The sequence below is a fragment of the Campylobacter sp. CNRCH_2015_0814 genome (genome assembly GCF_025772765.1).
In the GTDB taxonomy this organism is placed as follows: Bacteria; Campylobacterota; Campylobacteria; order Campylobacterales; family Campylobacteraceae; genus Campylobacter_D.
This window is the reverse complement of the sequence record NZ_JAKMSR010000012.1, coordinates 1-18,889: the sequence shown is the minus strand read 5'-3', so window position 1 is coordinate 18,889 and position 18,889 is coordinate 1. Positions and strand designations below refer to the sequence as shown.

Annotated in this window: 22 protein-coding genes; 14 read left to right on the top strand and 8 right to left on the bottom strand. The window is 29.2% G+C overall.

The genetic code is table 11. The features are described 5' to 3' along the window. The first annotated feature begins 1 nt into the window (after position 1). Together thiH and L8X24_RS06960 are read left to right on the top strand one after the other, a co-directional pair. On the top strand, positions 2-1,135 hold the full coding sequence (thiH, locus tag L8X24_RS06965) for a 2-iminoacetate synthase ThiH (RefSeq protein ID WP_263664209.1): 1,134 nt from the start codon (positions 2-4) through the stop codon (positions 1,133-1,135). After that, on the top strand, positions 1,125-1,739 hold the full coding sequence (locus L8X24_RS06960) for a thiamine phosphate synthase (protein WP_263664208.1): 615 nt from the start codon (positions 1,125-1,127) through the stop codon (positions 1,737-1,739). Before thiH ends, L8X24_RS06960 begins: the two co-directional genes overlap by 11 nt. 4 nt (positions 1,740-1,743) lie before the next feature. Here L8X24_RS06960 and L8X24_RS06955 read toward each other — a convergent pair whose 3' ends face one another. Then, positions 1,744-3,105 (bottom strand): DASS family sodium-coupled anion symporter, encoded by a 1,362-nt coding sequence (locus tag L8X24_RS06955; RefSeq protein ID WP_263664207.1) that lies wholly within the window; start codon positions 3,103-3,105, stop codon positions 1,744-1,746. Between the two features lie 206 nt (positions 3,106-3,311). Here L8X24_RS06955 and mapA point away from each other — a divergent pair, with 206 nt between their 5' ends. From mapA to L8X24_RS06925, 6 genes are all read left to right on the top strand, one after another. After that, positions 3,312-3,959 (top strand): outer membrane lipoprotein MapA, encoded by a 648-nt coding sequence (mapA, locus tag L8X24_RS06950; RefSeq protein ID WP_263664206.1) that lies wholly within the window; start codon positions 3,312-3,314, stop codon positions 3,957-3,959. Beyond that, complete coding sequence (locus tag L8X24_RS06945) at positions 3,956-4,528, top strand: ComF family protein (RefSeq protein WP_263664205.1); 573 nt, start codon at positions 3,956-3,958, stop codon at positions 4,526-4,528. Before mapA ends, L8X24_RS06945 begins: the two co-directional genes overlap by 4 nt. A gap of 36 nt (positions 4,529-4,564) precedes the next feature. Continuing rightward, entirely contained in the window at positions 4,565-7,150 is a 2,586-nt protein-coding gene (gyrA, locus tag L8X24_RS06940; protein WP_263664204.1) for a DNA gyrase subunit A, read from the top strand. A 60-nt stretch (positions 7,151-7,210) separates the two neighbouring features. Beyond that, entirely contained in the window at positions 7,211-7,729 is a 519-nt protein-coding gene (locus tag L8X24_RS06935; RefSeq protein WP_263664203.1) for an LPP20 family lipoprotein, read from the top strand. After that, complete coding sequence (locus L8X24_RS06930; RefSeq protein WP_263664202.1) at positions 7,705-8,151, top strand: hypothetical protein; 447 nt, start codon at positions 7,705-7,707, stop codon at positions 8,149-8,151. Before L8X24_RS06935 ends, L8X24_RS06930 begins: the two co-directional genes overlap by 25 nt. A 62-nt stretch (positions 8,152-8,213) precedes the next feature. After that, a complete protein-coding gene (locus L8X24_RS06925; protein ID WP_263664201.1) occupies positions 8,214-9,416 on the top strand; it encodes an ABC transporter permease in 1,203 nt (400 codons plus the stop codon). A gap of 11 nt (positions 9,417-9,427) precedes the next feature. Here L8X24_RS06925 and L8X24_RS06920 read toward each other — a convergent pair whose 3' ends face one another. Genes L8X24_RS06920 through L8X24_RS06910 form a run of 3 tightly spaced genes read right to left on the bottom strand, consistent with a single transcriptional unit; the run spans position 9,428 to position 10,854 of the window. Further along, entirely contained in the window at positions 9,428-9,985 is a 558-nt protein-coding gene (locus L8X24_RS06920) for an SCO family protein (RefSeq protein WP_263664200.1), read from the bottom strand. Between the two features lie 3 nt (positions 9,986-9,988). Then, positions 9,989-10,435 carry a hypothetical protein gene (locus L8X24_RS06915; protein ID WP_263664199.1) on the bottom strand — a complete coding sequence of 149 codons (447 nt, stop codon included), beginning with the start codon at positions 10,433-10,435 and terminating at the stop codon, positions 9,989-9,991. Further along, positions 10,435-10,854, bottom strand: a complete 420-nt coding sequence (locus tag L8X24_RS06910) for a copper chaperone PCu(A)C (protein ID WP_039668649.1) — start codon at positions 10,852-10,854, stop codon at positions 10,435-10,437. Before L8X24_RS06910 ends, L8X24_RS06915 begins: the two co-directional genes overlap by 1 nt. Before the next feature lie 110 nt (positions 10,855-10,964). Between L8X24_RS06910 and L8X24_RS06905 the strand changes: the two genes are divergently transcribed. Genes L8X24_RS06905 through L8X24_RS06895 form a run of 3 tightly spaced genes read left to right on the top strand, consistent with a single transcriptional unit; the run spans position 10,965 to position 13,205 of the window. After that, a complete protein-coding gene (locus tag L8X24_RS06905; protein WP_412175032.1) occupies positions 10,965-11,951 on the top strand; it encodes a L,D-transpeptidase family protein in 987 nt (328 codons plus the stop codon). Continuing rightward, positions 11,951-12,958: an alanine racemase gene (locus L8X24_RS06900; protein WP_263664197.1), complete on the top strand. Its 1,008-nt coding sequence runs from the start codon at positions 11,951-11,953 to the stop codon at positions 12,956-12,958. The genes L8X24_RS06905 and L8X24_RS06900 overlap by 1 nt, the downstream gene beginning before the upstream one ends. A 37-nt stretch (positions 12,959-12,995) precedes the next feature. Further along, positions 12,996-13,205 carry a hypothetical protein gene (locus L8X24_RS06895; RefSeq protein WP_012661838.1) on the top strand — a complete coding sequence of 70 codons (210 nt, stop codon included), beginning with the start codon at positions 12,996-12,998 and terminating at the stop codon, positions 13,203-13,205. A 3-nt stretch (positions 13,206-13,208) separates the two neighbouring features. Here L8X24_RS06895 and L8X24_RS06890 read toward each other — a convergent pair whose 3' ends face one another. Genes L8X24_RS06890 through hemB form a run of 4 tightly spaced genes read right to left on the bottom strand, consistent with a single transcriptional unit; the run spans position 13,209 to position 17,289 of the window. After that, positions 13,209-14,477, bottom strand: a complete 1,269-nt coding sequence (locus L8X24_RS06890; RefSeq protein ID WP_263664196.1) for a (Fe-S)-binding protein — start codon at positions 14,475-14,477, stop codon at positions 13,209-13,211. A gap of 1 nt (position 14,478) precedes the next feature. Further along, the gene (hemN, locus tag L8X24_RS06885; RefSeq protein ID WP_263664195.1) at positions 14,479-15,834 is read right to left on the bottom strand and encodes an oxygen-independent coproporphyrinogen III oxidase; all 1,356 of its coding nucleotides are present in this window, start codon (positions 15,832-15,834) and stop codon (positions 14,479-14,481) included. Continuing rightward, positions 15,821-16,306 (bottom strand): DUF2603 domain-containing protein, encoded by a 486-nt coding sequence (locus L8X24_RS06880; protein ID WP_263664194.1) that lies wholly within the window; start codon positions 16,304-16,306, stop codon positions 15,821-15,823. The genes hemN and L8X24_RS06880 overlap by 14 nt, the downstream gene beginning before the upstream one ends. Positions 16,307-16,308: 2 nt before the next feature. Next, positions 16,309-17,289 (bottom strand): porphobilinogen synthase, encoded by a 981-nt coding sequence (gene hemB, locus L8X24_RS06875; RefSeq protein WP_263664193.1) that lies wholly within the window; start codon positions 17,287-17,289, stop codon positions 16,309-16,311. A gap of 69 nt (positions 17,290-17,358) precedes the next feature. Between hemB and ribA the strand changes: the two genes are divergently transcribed. The 3 genes from ribA to L8X24_RS06860 are packed head-to-tail and all read left to right on the top strand — an operon-like array spanning position 17,359 to position 18,865. Then, positions 17,359-17,919, top strand: coding sequence for a GTP cyclohydrolase II (gene ribA / locus L8X24_RS06870; protein ID WP_263664192.1), 561 nt, complete (start codon positions 17,359-17,361; stop codon positions 17,917-17,919). 2 nt (positions 17,920-17,921) lie between these two features. Beyond that, on the top strand, positions 17,922-18,509 hold the full coding sequence (gene rsmG, locus L8X24_RS06865) for a 16S rRNA (guanine(527)-N(7))-methyltransferase RsmG (RefSeq protein ID WP_412175331.1): 588 nt from the start codon (positions 17,922-17,924) through the stop codon (positions 18,507-18,509). Next, on the top strand, positions 18,503-18,865 hold the full coding sequence (locus L8X24_RS06860) for a hypothetical protein (RefSeq protein ID WP_263664190.1): 363 nt from the start codon (positions 18,503-18,505) through the stop codon (positions 18,863-18,865). The genes rsmG and L8X24_RS06860 overlap by 7 nt, the downstream gene beginning before the upstream one ends. Positions 18,866-18,889: the final 24 nt, after the last annotated feature.

Here is an 18,889-nt window from a genome sequence, read left to right as displayed (position 1 = left end):
AATGCAAAAATATCCTCATATGCAAAGTATTGAAAGTGAAATTTTAACTAAGGTTTTAAAAGAAGTTGAAAATTTTGATGAAAGTAAATTTAGCGCTTTTGATGTAAAACAAGCTTTAGCTAAAGATTATCTTAACTTAGAAGATTTAAAAGCCTTGCTTTCAAGCACAGCGGAAGATTTTATAGAAGATTTGGCGCAAAAATCAAGCAAGATTACTCAAAAATATTTTGGAAATTCCATTTTGCTTTTTACACCTTTATATCTTTCTAATTTTTGCAATAGCAAATGCACTTATTGTGGGTTTCAAAAAGGAAATAACATTAAAAGAGCTAAGCTAAATGAGGCTGAAATTCACAAAGAAATGCAAGAGATTAAAAAAAGTGGTTTGGAAGAAATTTTACTCTTAACAGGTGAGGGCAGGGAGTATGCTAGCGTGGAATATCTTGCCAAAGCTTGTGAGATAGCAAAAGAGTATTTTAAGGTCGTTGGGATTGAAGTTTATCCTATGAATGTAGATGAGTATGCGCTGCTTCATGAAAAGGGTTGTGAATATGTAAGTGTTTATCAAGAAACTTACAATCAAAAAACTTATTCTAAAATTCATATTGAAGGTGAAAAAAGTGTATTTGAGTATCGCTTCCATGCGCAAGAGCGAGCGTTAAAAGCGGGTATGAGAGGGGTTGCTTTTGGAGCTTTACTTGGTGTGGATGATTTTAGAAAAGATGCTTTTGCTACGGCTTTACATGCGTATTTTTTACAGCAAAAATACCCTCATGCTGAAATAGCTTTATCTATCCCTAGATTAAGACCTATTATTAATAATAAAAAAATTCATCCAAAAGATGTAAGCGAAACAAGACTTTTGCAAGTTTTATGTGCTTATAGATTGTTTTTACCTTTTGCAGGTATTACGATTTCTACGCGTGAAAGAGCAGGATTTAGAGACGGAGTTATTAAACTTGGAGCTACTAAAATGAGTGCAGGTGTGAGCGTGGGAGTGGGTGAGCATCAAGGTGATAAAAAAGGTGACGATCAATTTCAAATTAGTGATATGCGTAGTGTTGATGAGGTTTTATCTATGTTAAAAAATGCAAATTTGCAAGCTATAATGAGCGATAGTATTTATGTGGGATAAAAAAGTCATTGCTATTAGCAATAGTCAAAATACCCAAGGAGATTTTTTAAATTTTATTGAAAAACTAAGTCAAAGTAGTATTGATGCTTTGGTGCTTAGAGAAAAACATTTAGATGAGTTAGAGTACGCTAAATTGGCCAAAGAAGTATTAAAAATTTTTAATAAAACTCAAAAGATTTGCTTTTTGCATTATCATTATGAAGTTTGTTTAAAATTAAATCATCAATTTTTTCATGCTCCTTTATTTGTTTTACAAAATTACCTACAAAGCTATAAAAAATTTGAGCTTTTGGGTACTTCCATCCATTCTAAAGAAGAATTGGATTTAGCTTATAAACTTAAAGTAAATCATGCTTTTTTTGGGCATGTATTTAAAAGTTCTTGTAAGACTGATTTAGCTCCAAAAGGTATTAAGAATTTAAAAGATTTGTTAGAAGTTTCAAAAATACCCATTTATGCCATAGGTGGCATAAATACTCAAACTATAAAACACTTAAAAGATTTAAATTTAGCAGGTGTGTGTATAAGAGAAGCTTTGTATAAAAGTGAAAATGTAAAAAAATATATTTTAAGATGTAAAGATCTTTTAGTCCAAAAGGACTAAAAGATTATAACCAGAAGAAATATGCAATTATTGCAAGGCTAATTGAACAGAATATATTTAGTATAATTCCTACTCTTACCATTTCTTGTTGTTTGATATGGCCAGTACCAAAAACTATAGCATTTGGTGGTGTAGCAACTGGTAGCATGAAAGCACAAGAAGCGCCAATAGCAATAATTAAAGCAAGTCCTAAAGCAGGAACACCTAAAGTATCTGCTATAGAGATAAACAAAGGCACAAGCAAGGCTGCTGAAGCAGTATTTGAGGTAAATTCTGTTAAAAATACTATAAAAAATGCTATGATTAAGCCTATAACAAATAAATGTCCATTTTCTATAAATGAAATAATGGTATCAGCCATAACCTTGCTAGCACCTGAATCCTTTAACACTACACTTAGAGTAATACCTCCACCAAAGAGCATTAACACGCCCCAATCAGTATTTTTTTGTATATTTTTCCAATCAATTACTTTAAATGCACATACTAAAACAGCAGCTAATAAAGCAATAATCGCATCAAGATTTGCTATTTTATGTCCAAAAATACTTGTGATGATAGGACCTATATTACCACTAAAAATCCAAGATAGTGCAACTACTAAAAAGATTATTAAAGTGATGATTCTAGGTCTTGTAAGCTCTATATTTTCAGTGTGTAAATTAACTTGTAGATTAAATCTTGGTTTAAACATAAAATACAAAATCAAAATCATTGCAGGTAAAAAGATTAAAACAATAGGAATACCATATTTTAGCCATTGTGCAAAACTAATGTGTAATTGAGTAGCAACAATAGCATTTGGCGGAGTTCCCACTATAGTGCCTATACCACCTATACTTGCACTAAAAGCTATACCTAAAAGAATGAAAACATAAGTATTTCTATCTTTTTGTGGATCAAGTGAAGCTAGCATGCCTATAGCAAGCGGAAGCATCATGGCTGCGGTTGCAGTATTGCTCATCCACATAGATAAAAATGCAGTAGTGATAAAAATATATAAACTTGATAAACCTAAATGTCCTTTTGCCAGGGTTAAAATTTTATGCGCAATTAGCTTATCTAGTTTTTGATGATGCATGGCTGCTGCTAGAGCAAAACCACCAAAAAATAAAAAGATATTAGAATCAGCAAAGCCTGTTAAAGCCTTAGCAGTAGGTAATAATCCTAAGATGGCTGCTAAAACAGGTACTAAAATAGCTGTAATAGTAACATGCAAAGCTTCGCTAAGCCACAATATAGCGATAAAGATCAACAGGGATAATCCTTGGTTTACCTTAGTTTCGCCAAAAGGGGAGAAATAAAGCAAAGCGATAAATAACACTAAATCAGCAATAACTATAAGTGTTTTTGTGTTTGAACTCATTTAACAACTCCTTTAAAATATTGTAGTTTTGTAACATATTCTAAATGAATTTTCTTTTAAATATTAATTTTTATATAATTTTTTTTTACAAAATTATTTTTGTGTGAAAAAAAGTAATTTTTAGTAAAATTCATTTGTTTTTGGTATAATTTTTGCTGATTAAAAATCATCTTAATCAAAAAGATGATTGCTTTTAAGGAAAGATAATGTTTAAAAAAATGTTCGTATGTATTTTAGCTTTGTTTTTTGGCGCTTGTGCTGTAAACCCTAAAAATCAAGGTGTAGCTAAGGTTAATGAAGTTATAAAAATCCAAGCACAGTGTTATAATCCTTCTGATTCTAAAGCATATGAAGCAAAAATTAAAGGTCTTGTGTATATTAGTGATGTAGGACTTAAGTATTGTACAAATAAAAGAACAATTGATAAAAGTGCTTCTTTGAAAAAAGTTTATATTCATAGAGTGTATGATTTAAATGAGAATTTGAAATATTCTTCTTCTAATGGAAATAATTATTATATTAATGAAAATTTTAACTACTATTTTTATGTGTTTTTAAAAGAAGAATTAGAAAATAGAGGTATAGTAGTGGTTGAAAATACACAAGATTCTCCTTATGTTTTAAGAGTAGATTTAAGTTTTAATGATTTTTATTCTAAATTTGATTCTAATTCTTTATTTTCAATTATTGCTAGTCAGTTAATATTAAAAGATATTAACACTAATAAAACTATTAACATTAAAACTAAACAAGAAGTTAAAGGTTTTTATAATATTAAAGATCTGCCTTTCTTCACTCAGCTTCTTATAAAACAAGTAGCTAATAAATCTGCAGATATTATCAGCTCTTTGTGAGGTGTTTTAGTTGCCATGGATTTTCCTTTGCGAGCTTTTGTCCAGCTTGCAAGGAAGAGCTTTTAGAATATTCTTTAGGTATAAGAGAACTTGATAAAGGTTTTAAGGTTTATTATTTTTATCAATATGAACAAATTAAACATCTAATTTATTTTAAACACAAATTTCAAGGATATTTTGTTTTAAATGCGCTTGCAAAATTAAGTTTTGCTAAATTTAAAGATTTTTTTCAACCCTCTTGTAAAATTAATGCCATAGCCTTGGATGATAAAACATATAAAAACTACTCTCATACTGCTATTTTAACCAAACATTTAAAAACTCAATTTATAAAACCTATGTATTGCACCTTGCAAGCTAATTCAGAATTTAAATATAGTGGAAAAAGTTTGCAATTTCGTAAAGATAATAAAAGATCTTATAAGCTTTTAAAGCGTCCAAAGTATCCTGTGATTTTAGTAGATGATGTTGTAACTACGGGATTAAGTTTGCTTGAAGCAAGAGAGCTTTTAGAAAAAAATAATATCGAAGTACTTTTTGCTTTAGTTTTAGCTAATGCAAAAGAATAATCTGCTAAAATATAAAGATTAATTTTAAGGATTTTTATGGAAAATATTTTTACTAAAGATTCAGATATTGAAAATATAGATATAGAAAGTTCTATAAAGAGTAGTTATTTAGATTATTCTATGAGTGTTATTATAGGCCGTGCTTTACCTGATGCTAGAGATGGGCTTAAGCCTGTTCATAGAAGAATTTTATATGCTATGAATGATTTAGGTGTTGGAAGTCGTAGTGCATACAAAAAATCAGCGCGTATAGTGGGTGATGTTATCGGTAAATACCATCCACATGGTGATACAGCTGTATATGATGCTTTAGTAAGAATGGCACAAGATTTTTCTATGCGTTATCCAAGCGTAGATGGGCAAGGAAACTTTGGTTCTATTGATGGTGATGGCGCTGCTGCAATGCGTTATACTGAAGCTAGGATGACGATTTTAGCTGAAGAACTTTTGCGTGATATAGAAAAAGATACGGTTGATTTTATACCAAATTATGATGATTCTATGAGTGAACCTGATGTTTTACCTGCTAGGGTACCAAATTTATTACTTAATGGTTCAAGTGGTATTGCAGTAGGTATGGCTACTAATATTCCTCCGCATAGCTTGAATGAGCTTATTGATGGTTTGCTTTATTTAATTGATAATAAAAATGCAAGTTTAGAAGAAATAATGCAATTTATTAAAGGTCCTGATTTTCCAACCGGTGGTATTATCTTTGGTAAAAAGGGTATTATAGAAGCTTACCGCACAGGTCGTGGTAGGGTAAAAGTAAGAGCAAAAACTCATATTGAAAAAAGAGCTAATAAAGATATTATCGTTATAGATGAACTTCCTTATCAAACTAATAAAGCAAGATTGATAGAGCAAATCGCTGAACTTGCTAAAGAAAAACAAATCGAAGGTATTGCTGAAGTTAGAGATGAGAGTGATAGAGAAGGAATTCGCGTGGTGATTGAACTAAAACGCGATGCTATGAGTGAGATTGTGTTGAATAATCTTTTTAAATCTACCACTATGGAAAGCACTTTTGGTGTGATTATGCTTGCTATATATAATAAAGAACCAAAAATTTTTTCTTTAATTGAACTTTTAAATTTATTCTTAAATCATAGAAAAACCGTAATTATTAGAAGAACTATTTATGAGTTGCAAAAAGCTAGAGCTAGAGCGCATATTTTAGAAGGTTTAAAAATAGCACTAGATAATATTGATGAAGTGATAGCTTTGATTAAAAACTCTCCTGATAACCCAACGGCTAAAAATTTATTAATGCAAAAATTTGGCTTAAGCGAGCTTCAATCTAATGCGATTTTAGATATGAAATTAGGTCGTTTAACAGGACTTGAAAGAGAAAAAATCGATAATGAATTAAGAGAATTATTAGCAGAAATTGAAAGACTTGATCAAATTTTAAAAAGCGAAATTTTGCTTGAAAATTTAATCAAAGATGAGTTGAAAGAAATCAGAACAAAATTTGATGTACCAAGAATTACTCAAATTGAAGATGACTATGATGATATTGATATAGAAGATTTAATACCAAATGAAAACATGGTAGTTACCATTACTCATCGTGGTTATATCAAACGTGTCCCAAGCAAGCAATATGAAAAACAAAAACGCGGTGGTAAAGGCAAGGTCGCGGTTACAACTTATGATGATGATTTTATAGAAAGCTTCTTTACGGCAAACACACATGATACTTTGATGTTTGTTACTGATCGTGGGCAACTTTATTGGCTTAAGGTATATAAAATTCCTGAAGGAAGTAGAACCGCTAAAGGCAAAGCCGTGGTTAATCTCATTAATCTACAAGCAGATGAAAAAATCATGGCAATTATTCCAACTACTGATTTTGATGAGAGCAAATCATTGTGCTTCTTTACTAAAAATGGTATCGTAAAACGCACAAATTTAAGCGAATATCAAAATATTAGAAGCGTGGGTGTAAAAGCGATTAATCTAGATGAAAATGATGAGCTTGTTACTGCAATTATTGTATCAAGAGATGAAAGTGAAATTATAAATATAAATACAGATGAAAACTTAGAAGCAGAAGATAATCTGGAAATTGAAACAAATGAAAATAGCGAAGAGCTTGAAATTGTTAGTGGTAAAATGCTTTTTGCGGTTACCAAAAAAGGTATGTGCATTAAATTCCCACTTGCTAAAGTTAGAGAGATTGGCCGTGTAAGTAGAGGGGTGACTGCGATTAAATTTAAAGAAAAAGATGATGAAGTTGTGGGTGCTGTTGTTATAGAAAATGACGCTCAAGAAATCTTAAGCGTAAGTGCAAAAGGTATAGGTAAGCGTACTGATGCAGGTGAATATAGACTTCAAAGTAGAGGTGGTAAGGGTGTAATATGTATGAAGCTTACTGCTAAAACAAAAGATTTAATCGGAATAGTTATAGTTGATGAAAGTATGGATTTAATGGCATTAACAAGCAGTGGTAAGATGATACGCGTTGATATGCAAAGTATTAGAAAAGCAGGTAGAAACACAAGTGGTGTGATTGTTGTTAATGTGGAAAATGATGAAGTGGTAAGCATTGCTAAATGTCCTAAAGAAGAAGATGAGGAATTAGATGCTGAAACTAATATGGATTTAAATTTAGAATAGTAAAATTCTGGAATGCTTTTTGCTATCTTAGATAATATCAAATAAATTGAAGGTGTAAAAATGAAAAAAGTTATTTTTATGTTTTGTTTGGCTTTAGGTTTTAGTGCGTGTGCACTAGATCAAAGAGGTGCGAAACCTACTCAAGCTCAAGCTACTCAAGCTGCAAGTTCTGATGTTGTAGTTCAAAAAGTAGACAAAGATGATGTGCGTAATATCATTAGAGAAGAAAAAATGCTTGCAAATGATACAAGCACAGATAATGATTTAACTTTTACAGCAGTGGGTGAGGGTATTGCTCCTTTAAATACAGTTTCTGTTGGTCAAGCTTTGGCTTTAGCTAAAAGAGCAGCAATCACTGATGCTTATAGACAATTAGCTAGTAAGTTATATGGTGTAAGAGTTAATGGTAAAGATACAGTAAAAGATGCAATGCTTAAAAGTTCAACCATTACAGCACAAGTAAATGGTTTGATTAAAAATGCAAGTGTAGTTGATCAAGACTTTAAAGATGGTCTTTATAGAGTAAATGTAGAACTTAAAATCGATGCTGACAAGTGGAAAGAATTGTTTGCTTATTAATCCTTATAATTTTTAATGCTACTGCCCAAGATGAATTTATATTTTGGGCAGAACTCTCTAATAAAAATTTAATCCTTTTTCATCAAAATGAAACTATTTCTATGGCTATGACTAAGAGTAAAAAAAAGAATTTAGAATATGCTTGTGAGTTAGTTTATACACCAAGTGACTTGAAGTCTTTAGTGCGCAATGATTTTGGTATGATAGATGAAGATAAAATGACAAAATTAGATAAATTTAATTTTTTAAATGCTCACAAAAATGATTTAATTGATTGCTTTTTTAATGCAAAAATAGATGTAAAAGATTTTGTAAAAAGTGAACAAGCAAGCGCTCAAAGTGAAACTTATGTAAGAATTTTACCTTTAAGATTTATAGTTGAATTTCATGATAATAGTGCCTTTGTATATTATCTTAAATAAATATAAAGCTAGCTTTTATAAAAATCAAGTTAAAATACTTAAAAAAATATTAAGAGTATAAAATGCAAAAAAGTATCCCACGTTATTTATTATTTAAATATTTGCGTTTTGATAAAGATCAACCCTTTATCATGCTTTCAAAAATTTTAGCCTTTTTAGGTGTGAGTATAGGGCTTTGCGTGCTTTTAGTTGCAATGGCTATTATGAATGGTTTTGATAAAGAATTTGAAAGAAAACTTTTTACGATGAATTATCCTATCACTATATTGCCACGTTTTGGAGCAAGTGTGGATGATAAATTATTACAAGAATTAAGAATCAAATTTCCAAATTTATTATTTAGTCCTTATATTGCTACTCAAGTCATAACAAGAAATGATTTAAAATTAGAAGGTGGTATGCTTTTTGGGGTTAATTTTGAAGATGAAAAAAAGATCAATGAAGTAGTAGCTCAAGCTTTAGGAGATAAAAAATTAGATAATTTTGATATTTTAATTGGTAAGGGTTTAAAAGATGAATTTGGACTAGATGATAATGAAAAAATAACTCTAATTTTTTCCAATCTAAATGCTAGTGGTCTTTCGCTTATCCCGCAAGTTAAAAGATTTGATGTTAAGGCTGATTTTTCTTCAGGGTTATTAGCCTATGATAAAGCTTATATGTATACAGATGCTAAAGCCTTAGCTAAAATTTTATCATATCCCCAAGGAAGTTATGATGGAGTGCATGTGTATTCAAATAAACCCTTTGAAGATATTAAACAAATTGGTGCTTTTTTGGGTGCAAGATATGCTAGCATCGGTTGGTGGGAACAAAATGGGAATTTCTTTGCAGCTCTTGCTTTAGAAAAAAGGGCTTTGTTTATAGTATTAATGTTGATTATTTTAGTTGCAAGTTTAAATATAGTAAGCTCTTTATTGATGATAGTGATGAATAGACGCAGCGAAATAGCTTTATTGCTTTCCTTAGGTGCTAGTAAGCTAGAGATTAAAAAAACCTTTTTTTCTTTAGGGTTTTTAATAGGTGGAAGTGGTATTATAGCAGGTGTGATTCTTGCAGCTATAGCTTTATGGGTGCTTGGAAATTTTGATATTATTTCTTTGCCAAGTGATGTTTATGGTATGAGTAAATTGCCTTTAGAACTTTCTTTAGTTGATTTTTGTATTACACTTTTTGGAGCTATTGTGATTGTAAGTTTATCTTCTTATTATCCTGCCAAAAAAGCAACTCAAGTAGATATTTTAGATACTTTAAGAAACGAATAAATTGTAAAAGTTTATTCGTTTAAGAATTTTTGAATTTCGTTAAAAAAGCTTTCATAATTAATATCTTTTATGGTTTTAATAAATTTTCCATTCTCATCGATCAGATAAAATTCACCACTATGCGCTATAGAATATCCCATAGCAGAATCTTTAAGATTGATTTTTTCATATACCACACCATAATTTTTAGTAACTTTTTCTAATTCTTTTTCATCTTTAGCAACTAAAGCGGTAGAATTTGGATAAAAATATTTTACCCATTGACTAGTTTGAGTTAGATTGCTATCTCTTGCTGGATCTAGTGAGATAAACACCACATGAGCTTTTTCTTTATTTGGCATTTTTTCTAAAACATTGGCAATTAAGGCAAGTTCACTAGGGCAAACATCAGGACAATATGTATAACCAAAATATACAATCAATTTTTTACCGATAAAATCTTTTAAACTAAGCATGCCTTTTTCAGAATTTAAGTGAAAATTGTATTTGTTATTTTCAAAATATTGCACTGATATAAAAAACACCCCAAAAATTACCATAATTAATAAAAAAATATTTATTTTTTTCATACTTTACCTTTTTACATCAAAGTCAAAATAAAAATCTAGTGGAGTTTCATCATCAAAAAGTTCTATTCTAAAACGCATCACATCTAGTGTACAAGAACTTAAAACTAATTTAGCATGATAAGTGTTGTTGATTTTTTTAAATTGTGGAACAATATCTCCCATATACATATTAAGCCCATAAACTCTAGCGTTTAGTTTTTTAAACTCACCTAAATTAGTGATATTTAAATCAAGTTCATTTAGTGTAGTTATAGGCTTTGGATTTAAATTTATCAAGATTTTTTTATCTTTAAAATTATACTCACACTCTTGAGTGTTTAGATCGCATGCTAAAGGCGTTAAAGTGATGATTAACTCTCTTTTTTTCCCAGAATTTGTTGAATTAGTATAAAAATAAGCCCCGCATATAGCAAAGATTATAGCTAGGGCAAAGATAAGTAGATTTTTCATTATTTTTTAATACTTCTTGACTTAATATCTTTTAGTTCAATTGTGCTATTATCATCAAAATAAAGTGTTAAATTAGCTTTGGTTTGAGGTGTGATATTTTCTTTAAGATTTAGTATCATAATATGCATGCCACCTGGCTTAAGTTCAGCGCTTGAATTGGCTTTTATGGTAATTTGAGGGATTTGCACCATCATTTTTTTACCATTTTCCATGATATGATCGTGAATTTCAGTTGTATCACTTAATGAGCTTTGAGCTTTTATTAGTTTTATATCTTTATCAGAGTTGTTTTTAAGTTCCAAAAAAATTGCTGTTGTTTTAGAATTTGGCGGAGTTTGTCTAACATAAGGATCATTTATAGTGATTTCATTTGCAATAGCAAAGGTGCTTAATATAGCTAAACTAAGTAATTTTTTCATTATCATTCCTTTATATTTTTTAGTCAATCATAAACATTATACACGGAAAAAATTAAAAATATATTTATTGTAAAAATATTATAATTATCTCTTTGTTGTTTTAAATTTTAATAGAAAGGTATAAATTGTTTAAAACTATATTAGTATTATTTAGTCTGGTTGTATTTGTAAATGCAAGTGATCTTGCAAAAATTTATTTAAATCAAGGTATTGATGCAGTTGAAAAGGTGTTAGAGCAAGAATTAAGCAAGAAAGATTTTTGGCTTGATGAGATAAAAGATAAAAATGTTAGCCTTGGTTACTACGAAGAAAATGTAGCTATTGTATTGACTAATAAAAGCGACAAAATCATTAGAGTTTATCATTATAATGATGGAAAAGTAGAAAAGAAATTTATTCAAAAAGATGTTTTAACTGGTTTGGCTGGAGATAAAGAAATAGAAGGGGATTTAAAAACTCCTATAGGTTTTTATGAGCTTGGAAAGAAATTTTATCCTGGTGACCCATATTATGGACCATTTGCTTTTGCGACAACTTATCCAAACGTTTTAGATAAAACTTTAGGTAAAACAGGTGGTGGAATTTGGATTCATGGATATCCTTTAGATGGAACGCGTTTAGATACTTATAAAACTAGAGGTTGTATTGCTGTACAAAATGATTTACTAGAAGATTTTAATAAATTAGTCGCTGATAGAAAATCATATGCAATGACAGAGGAAAAAAATAAAGTAAGAACAAACCATGAAGAAGTTGCTATTTTGTTAGCAAATTTATTTGCTTGGAAAGACAGTTGGCAAAAAAGTGACATTGACAAATACTTATCTTTTTATGATCAAAAAATATTCAAGCATAAAAATAAATTTTCATATGAGCAGTTTGCAAAAAACAAACAAAGAATTTTTGCTAAAAAAGAAGAAAAAACTATTAAATTTTCAGATCTTAGCATAAGTCCTTATCCAAATGAAAAAAATGAGAAGATTTTTAGAATAGGATTTTATGAAGATTATCGTAGTACTAATTATAAATTCAAAGGAGAAAAAGTTCTTTATGTTAAGCTAGTTGAAGATAAAATGCAAATTTTAGCTGAACAATAATGGCTTATATAAAAATCGATCGCTTAGCTTATGAGTATAATCTTAACCTAATAGCCTCTAAGGCTGGAGGTTATGAAAAAGTAATTTGTGTTTTTAAAGATAATGCTTATGGTCATGGAGCTAAACTTTTAGCTCCTATAGCTAGAGCAAAAGGTATAAATTTTATAGCCGTAAAAAATGAAGACGAAGCAAAAGAGCTTGAAAATATTTTTGATAATATCTTAATTTTATCTCATCATCCACATGGTAATGAAAGTGAAAAATTTATTTATGCATTAAATGCAAAAAATGACATAAAAAAGCTTAAAAAAAATACAAAAATTCATTTAGTCATAGATACAAACATGCATAGAAATGGAATTTTGCTTGAAGAAATTCAAGAAGTGATGCAAGGGTTAAAAAGTAATAATTTGATACTTCATGGAGTGATGATGCATTTTGCAGGAAGTGATGAAGTAGATGCGAGTTATTTTGTGCAAAAACAAAAATTTCAACACGCTAAAAAGTTAATTTATGATTTATTACAAGAAGAGGCTAAGAACTTAGTATTTCATTCTCATAATTCTGAAGCTTTATTTAGAGCAAATATTTTAGAAGATGATGAGTATTGTAGAGTAGGGCTTGTACAATTTGGTTATGCGCATTTTAGTAAAGACTTGCGTAGGGTTTTGAGTTTATGGGCTGAAAAATTAAGCCAAAGAGTGTTAAAAAAAGGTCAAAGTGTTGGTTATGGTGGAATGTATAGTGCAAAAGAAGATATCGAAATAGCAACTTATGATTTAGGTTATGCTGATGGGCTTTTGCGTTATGATGGTAAAAAAGATTTTTTTCTTCCTAATGGTAAAAAAATACTTGGAAAAATGTCTATGGATAGCTTTTCTTGCGAGAATGATAGTGAGGTAATTTGTGTTATGAATGATGCAAATGTTATGGCCAACTTTTTTAATACTATTAATTATGAAATTTTAGTAAAACTTTCTCCAAATTTAAAAAGAATTGTAATTTAAGATAAAAAGTACTAATATATCTAAAGAAAGGATAAATATGGCATTTTTAAATTGGGCTATTTTAATTTTATTTTTATTTATAGTGTTTTTGCTGATTAATCGTTATGAAAGAAAAATAAAGATTTTGCATAAAAATATAGAGATTTTAAAAAATGAATGCAAGAAAAATAGTGAAAACATAGAACAAAATAGAATTTTAATAGAAAAAAATAGATCAAACATTGAAGATATTAAACATCAAGATTAGTTTTCAATCTTGAAGTGTTTTAGCTATAAGTTCTAATGGGTGTAAAAATCTTGTGGAAATTTTTTCATGCTCTAATGCATTTGAAATTTGCATTCTACAAGCTGAGCACTCTGCACTAATGATTTCTACATTACTTTTTTGTATGTTTTGAGCTTTTTTTATGCCAACTTGCAAAGCTTTTTCATAATGATCAGTTTGCATGCTAACTCCACCAAAACCACAGCACTCATTTGACTTGATAAGTTCTTTAAAAGCATAATTTTGCTTTAGTAAAGCTCTTGGTTCTTTAAAAACTCCTTGCATTTTTCTTGCATGGCAAGGATCATGATATGCGATTTTTGTATTTATTTTTTTCTTTGTTTTTAAAAGTTCTTCTAAATTAGTGTATTCATAAAAATATTTTGTTGCAAGTAGTATTTTACTGGAAATATTTTTAGCTCTTATTGCCCATTCTTTATCATTTTGCATATGGAAAAAATGTTCATAGTCTATATTAATCATCGCAGAGCAGGTCGCTTCTGGGATAATGATATAATCTAGTGTTTTTAATTTTTCCTCAAAATAAATGATATTTTTTTTAGCTAATTTTTCTACGCTGTTAAAATCTCCGGTAAAATAATGAGGAGCACCACAACAAGATTGATCTTTTAATAAATCTACATTAATTTTAAGATGCTTACAAATTTCAAGCAAGGCAAAACCTGTATTAGTGTAAGAATAATTAGACAAACAACCTATAAAAAGTCCTATGGTTTTTTCACCTTGGTTGTTTATAAAATCAGGATTAGAGGCTAAAAAACTTTTCTTAGCTAAAGAAGGTAATAAGCGGTCTTTTTTGATTAAAGGTAGGCTAAATTTAGCTTTCATTCCTAAATTTTTATGTTGCAAGCTAAAAGCACAACTTTGAAAAACATAGCCTAATCTTGCTAAGATATCTAAAATCTTTCTGTGTCTTAAAAAAAAGAAAGCAAGCTTTTTATACCATGCTATGCCAAATTTTTGAGCTATATCAAAGCGTGCTTTTTCAATAGCACTATCTACTCTTAAATGACTTGGACAAACTTCAACGCAATTTGTGCATAAAAAACATGATTCGAAAGTTTTTTTAAGATTTTTATCAAGTTCTAGTTCTTGATTTTTATAAGCACTAATTAAATCCAAAAAACCACGAGGAGAAGTGCTCTCATCGCGGTTTATCTCGTGTATAGTACAAACTGGTATGCATTTGCCACATTTTACGCAAGCATTAGAAATTTCATTAACATTTAGCATATTAAACCGTTTTAGAAAATACTTTTTTGTCTTCGCTAATGCGTTTTAAATATTTATCAAAACACATAGCAATATTACGTATTAAAAGTACTCCTGTTTCATTAACCTTGATATGGTTTTTATCTATAGTGACAAATTCGCCAAGTTCTTCAAGTTCTTTTAAATCTTGTTTAAAATATTCAAAAAAATCAATCTTAAATTTATTTTCTATATTTTTTATATTAAGTGCAAAATTACTCATAAGTTCCATAATAACAGCTTTTCTTAATTCATCATCATCATCAAGCATAATACCTTTTTCACAAGGTAATCTACCCTCATCAATAGCTTTTTCATAACTTGGCATGTCTTTGAAATTTTGCATATAATGTCTTTGTCCTTCGCCTATACTTGTTAAGCCAATGCCAATTAAATCAGTTCCACCTTTTGTAGTATAGCCTTGGAAATTTCTATGCAAGCTACCATTTTCTAAAGCTTTAAAAAGTTCATCTTGTGGTTTTGCAAAATGATCCATTCCTATCATTTTATAACCATTTTGAGTTAAAAATTTTTCACAGTATTCTAAAATCTGAAGTTTTACATCAGGGCTTGGTAATGTGCTTTCATCAAATTTTCTCATATTTTTTTTAAGCCAAGGCACATGTGCATAGTTAAAAATAGCAAAACGATCAGGATTGATTAGTAATGCTTTTTCTAAAGTTTGCTTAAAACTTTCTAGGCTTTGATAAGGAAGACCATAGATTAAGTCCATATTTACTGAGTTAATTCCCTTTTTTCTTACCATATCTACTGCATTTTTGGTTAATTCAAAAGGTTGAATTCTATGAATTTCCTTTTGAACTTTTTCATCAAAATCTTGCACGCCAAAACTAATACGGTTAAAACCATTTTGAATCAAAACATCAGCTTGTTCTTCATTTAAAAATCTAGGATCAATCTCACAGCTTACTTCACTATCTTGGGTAAAATTTGGAAAAATGCTTTTAATTTTTAAAATCAAACTTTGTAATTGTTTGGCGCAAAAGAATGTAGGTGTACCACCACCAAAATGCATTTGAGCTACTTCTCTTTGGGTGTTGATGATATTTGCTAAAAGATCAAGTTCTTTAAAAAGATAATTTAAATATCTTTCTTTGCTTTCTTCTTTAGCAGTATATATTACATTACAACCACAAAAATAGCAAGCGCTTCTACAAAAAGGCAAATGAAAATACAAAGACAATTGTGCTTTTTGATCTTTTAAAATTTGTATATAATCTTCATATTTAAACTGAGTGTTAAACTCCACTGCAGTAGGATAAGATGTATATCTTGGGCCTGCTTTGGAGTATTTAACAAAGCTTTTATAATCTTTCATTTGGTTTTACCTTTTGCATCATTTCTTTCATGTTAATAAACAAATTAGGATGTTTGGTATGAATATTGCTAATTAGTTGATCTAAATCAATATTTACTTCTTTTACGCCTTTGGCAACTTGATGTTTAATCTCATCCATAGCAACCGTCCAAACATCGTTAAAATCAATAGGAATTTGTTGATAAATAGCCTTTTCTAATTTGAGTTCAAAATTATCTTTTTGCACCTCTTTGGCATTTTGTAAAAACTCAATTAGGGTTTTTACAGAAAACATAGTTTTAACTTCGCCATTTTCATCTACTATAAACCATGGTTCAGGTGCTAATTCATGGCCATTTTTTAAGCTTAATTTTTTTTCTTTTTCGTTTATATGAGTTAGATGAAATATGGTTTGATTGTGTTTTTCTATACCCAAATAATTTGATAATTCATTAATGATATCTTGAGAACTTTTTTTACTTAGACTATCCAATCTTACTCCTTATTTAATAATTTTGCAATTTCTTTTGCATGATAAGTTATGATAAGCTTAGCTCCTGCTCTTTTAAATGCAAGCATAGTTTCAAGTACTATTTTTTCATAATCAATCACGCCTGCTTTTTGACCTGCTTTTAATAAAGCATATTCACCACTTACATTATACACACAAAGTGGAAGTTTGGAATGATTTGCTATATCTTTAACTACATCTAAATACGCAAGTGCTGGTTTAACCATCAAAATATCAGCACCTTGTTTTTCATCTTCTAAGCTCTCGCATAAGGCTTCTTTACCATTAGCAAAATCCATTTGATAGGTTTTTCTATCCCCATAGCTTGGCGCAGAATCAGCCACATCTCTAAAAGGTCCATAATAAGCTGAGGCAAATTTAGTAGAATAAGCCATAATAGGTAAATTCTCAAAACCATTTTCATCTAAAGTTTTTCTTAAAGTTTCAATAATGCCATCCATCATACCGCTTGGTGCTATCATATCAGCACCGTTTTTGGCATGAATTAGAGCTTGTTTGGCTGAAATTTCTAAAGTTAAATCATTATCCACACTTTTGCTTTTTGGATCAATAATACCACAATGACCATGATCAGTATACTCACAAAAACAAAGATCGGTAATCACTACTAAATTAGGAAATTTTGCCTTAATAGCTCTTAGACTTGTAGCAATCAAACCATCATCGCTCAATGCATCACTTCCACAGCTATCTTTTTTAGAACTTTCTAGCACACCAAATAAAATAATAGCTTTAATACCAAGACTAATTAGTTCTTCGCATTCTTTTAAAATTTCATCTAAGCTCATTTGAAACACACCTGGCATAGATGCGATTTCATTTTTAATATTAGTACCATTTACAACAAAAAGGGGGTAGATTAAATCATCTAAATTTAAAGTATTTTCTTTTACTAGACTTCTAATATTCTCATTTAGTCTTAATCTTCTAAAGCGTTTAAACATAAATTTCCTTTTTGTTTGTTAAAATTGCTTAAATTCTAGCATATTTTTTGTAAAAAGGTGAAGAAAATAATGACTATTCAAATTTCTGAAATAGCAAAACTTCCCACTCGTTTTGGAGAATTTAATATACAAAGTTTTAAAGAAAATGACAAAGAACATCTTTGTATTTTTAAAGGAAAATTAGAAAAAGAAGTTAATATTAGAATCCATTCAGAATGTTTAACAGGCGATGTTTTAGGAAGTTTAAAATGTGATTGCGGTGAGCAACTTGACTTTTCATTAAAATATATCCAAGAGCATGGTGGTATGGTGATTTATCTAAGACAGGAAGGAAGAGGTATAGGACTTTTTAATAAAATTAATGCTTATGCCTTGCAAGATAAGGGTTTTAATACTATAGAGGCAAATCATCAATTAGGATTTAAAGCAGATGAGCGTAGTTATGAAATAGTAGATTTTATGCTTAAACATTATCAGATTACTAAGATTAATCTTTTGACTAATAATCCTGAAAAACTTAGCTCTTTAAAAGGGAAAGTAAATTTAAGAATTCCTATTTTAATTGAAGCAAATCGTTTTAATAAAGATTATTTGGAAATTAAACATACGCAAATGGGGCATTTAAATTGAAAATTTATGAAGAGCAATTAAATTTTTTAAAAGATTTTGCAAATAAAGATGATTTTTACCAAAGAATCACGCTTTATAAAGAGTTGTTAAAAAAATTTAATGCTGTGCATAATCTAACTCATCTTGAAAACATAGACGACAATATTATCGATAGTATAAAAATTTTAGACTATTGTGATTTGATTGATAAAAAAAAGGTTGTTGATGTTGGAAGTGGGGCTGGTTTTCCTGCAATATTTTTAGCATGTATTTTGGAAAATAGTAATTTTTTTCTATTTGAACCTAGTATTAAAAAGGCTTCTTTTTTAAGAGTGATTAAAACTGAGCTTAATTTGATAAATATAAATATCATAAAAGAAAAATTACAAAATCATCCACCTTTCAAAGTAGATTTGATCACATCAAGGGCTTTGATGGATATAAAACCTTTGATTGAAATTTCAAATGAATTTTATGATGAAAAAACTTCATTTTTGCTTTATAAAGGTAGCGAGGTTTATGATGAACTACAAGGAATGAAAGATTATAAAATTTTCAACCGCGGTTTTAGAAATTATTGTCTTTTAAAAGTAAAGGAAAAGCTATGTTAATTTTTGGACATCCTTTGATAAATATGCAAAAATTTAGTCATTATGAAAATATTTTTATTAAAACCAATGTGAATTGTTTTGAATATGATGAATCGGTTATTAAAAATGCAAAAGATGAAAAAGTAGATTTTGGTATTTTTGTTAAAAACGAAGAAGAAATTTTACTTTCTAATGCATTGGGTGCAAAATACATTTTAATAAAAGATGAAAATTTGGCAAAAATTGCATCAAAGATGGCCGAGTTTTATATGTTTGATTCTAAAATTTTATTTTTGCTTGATACTTTAAAAAATAACCTGAAAAAAGCTTATGAATTAAATGTAGATGGAGTTTGCTTAAAATCCTTCATCAACTAAACTAAACCCATTAAGGGTTTAGTC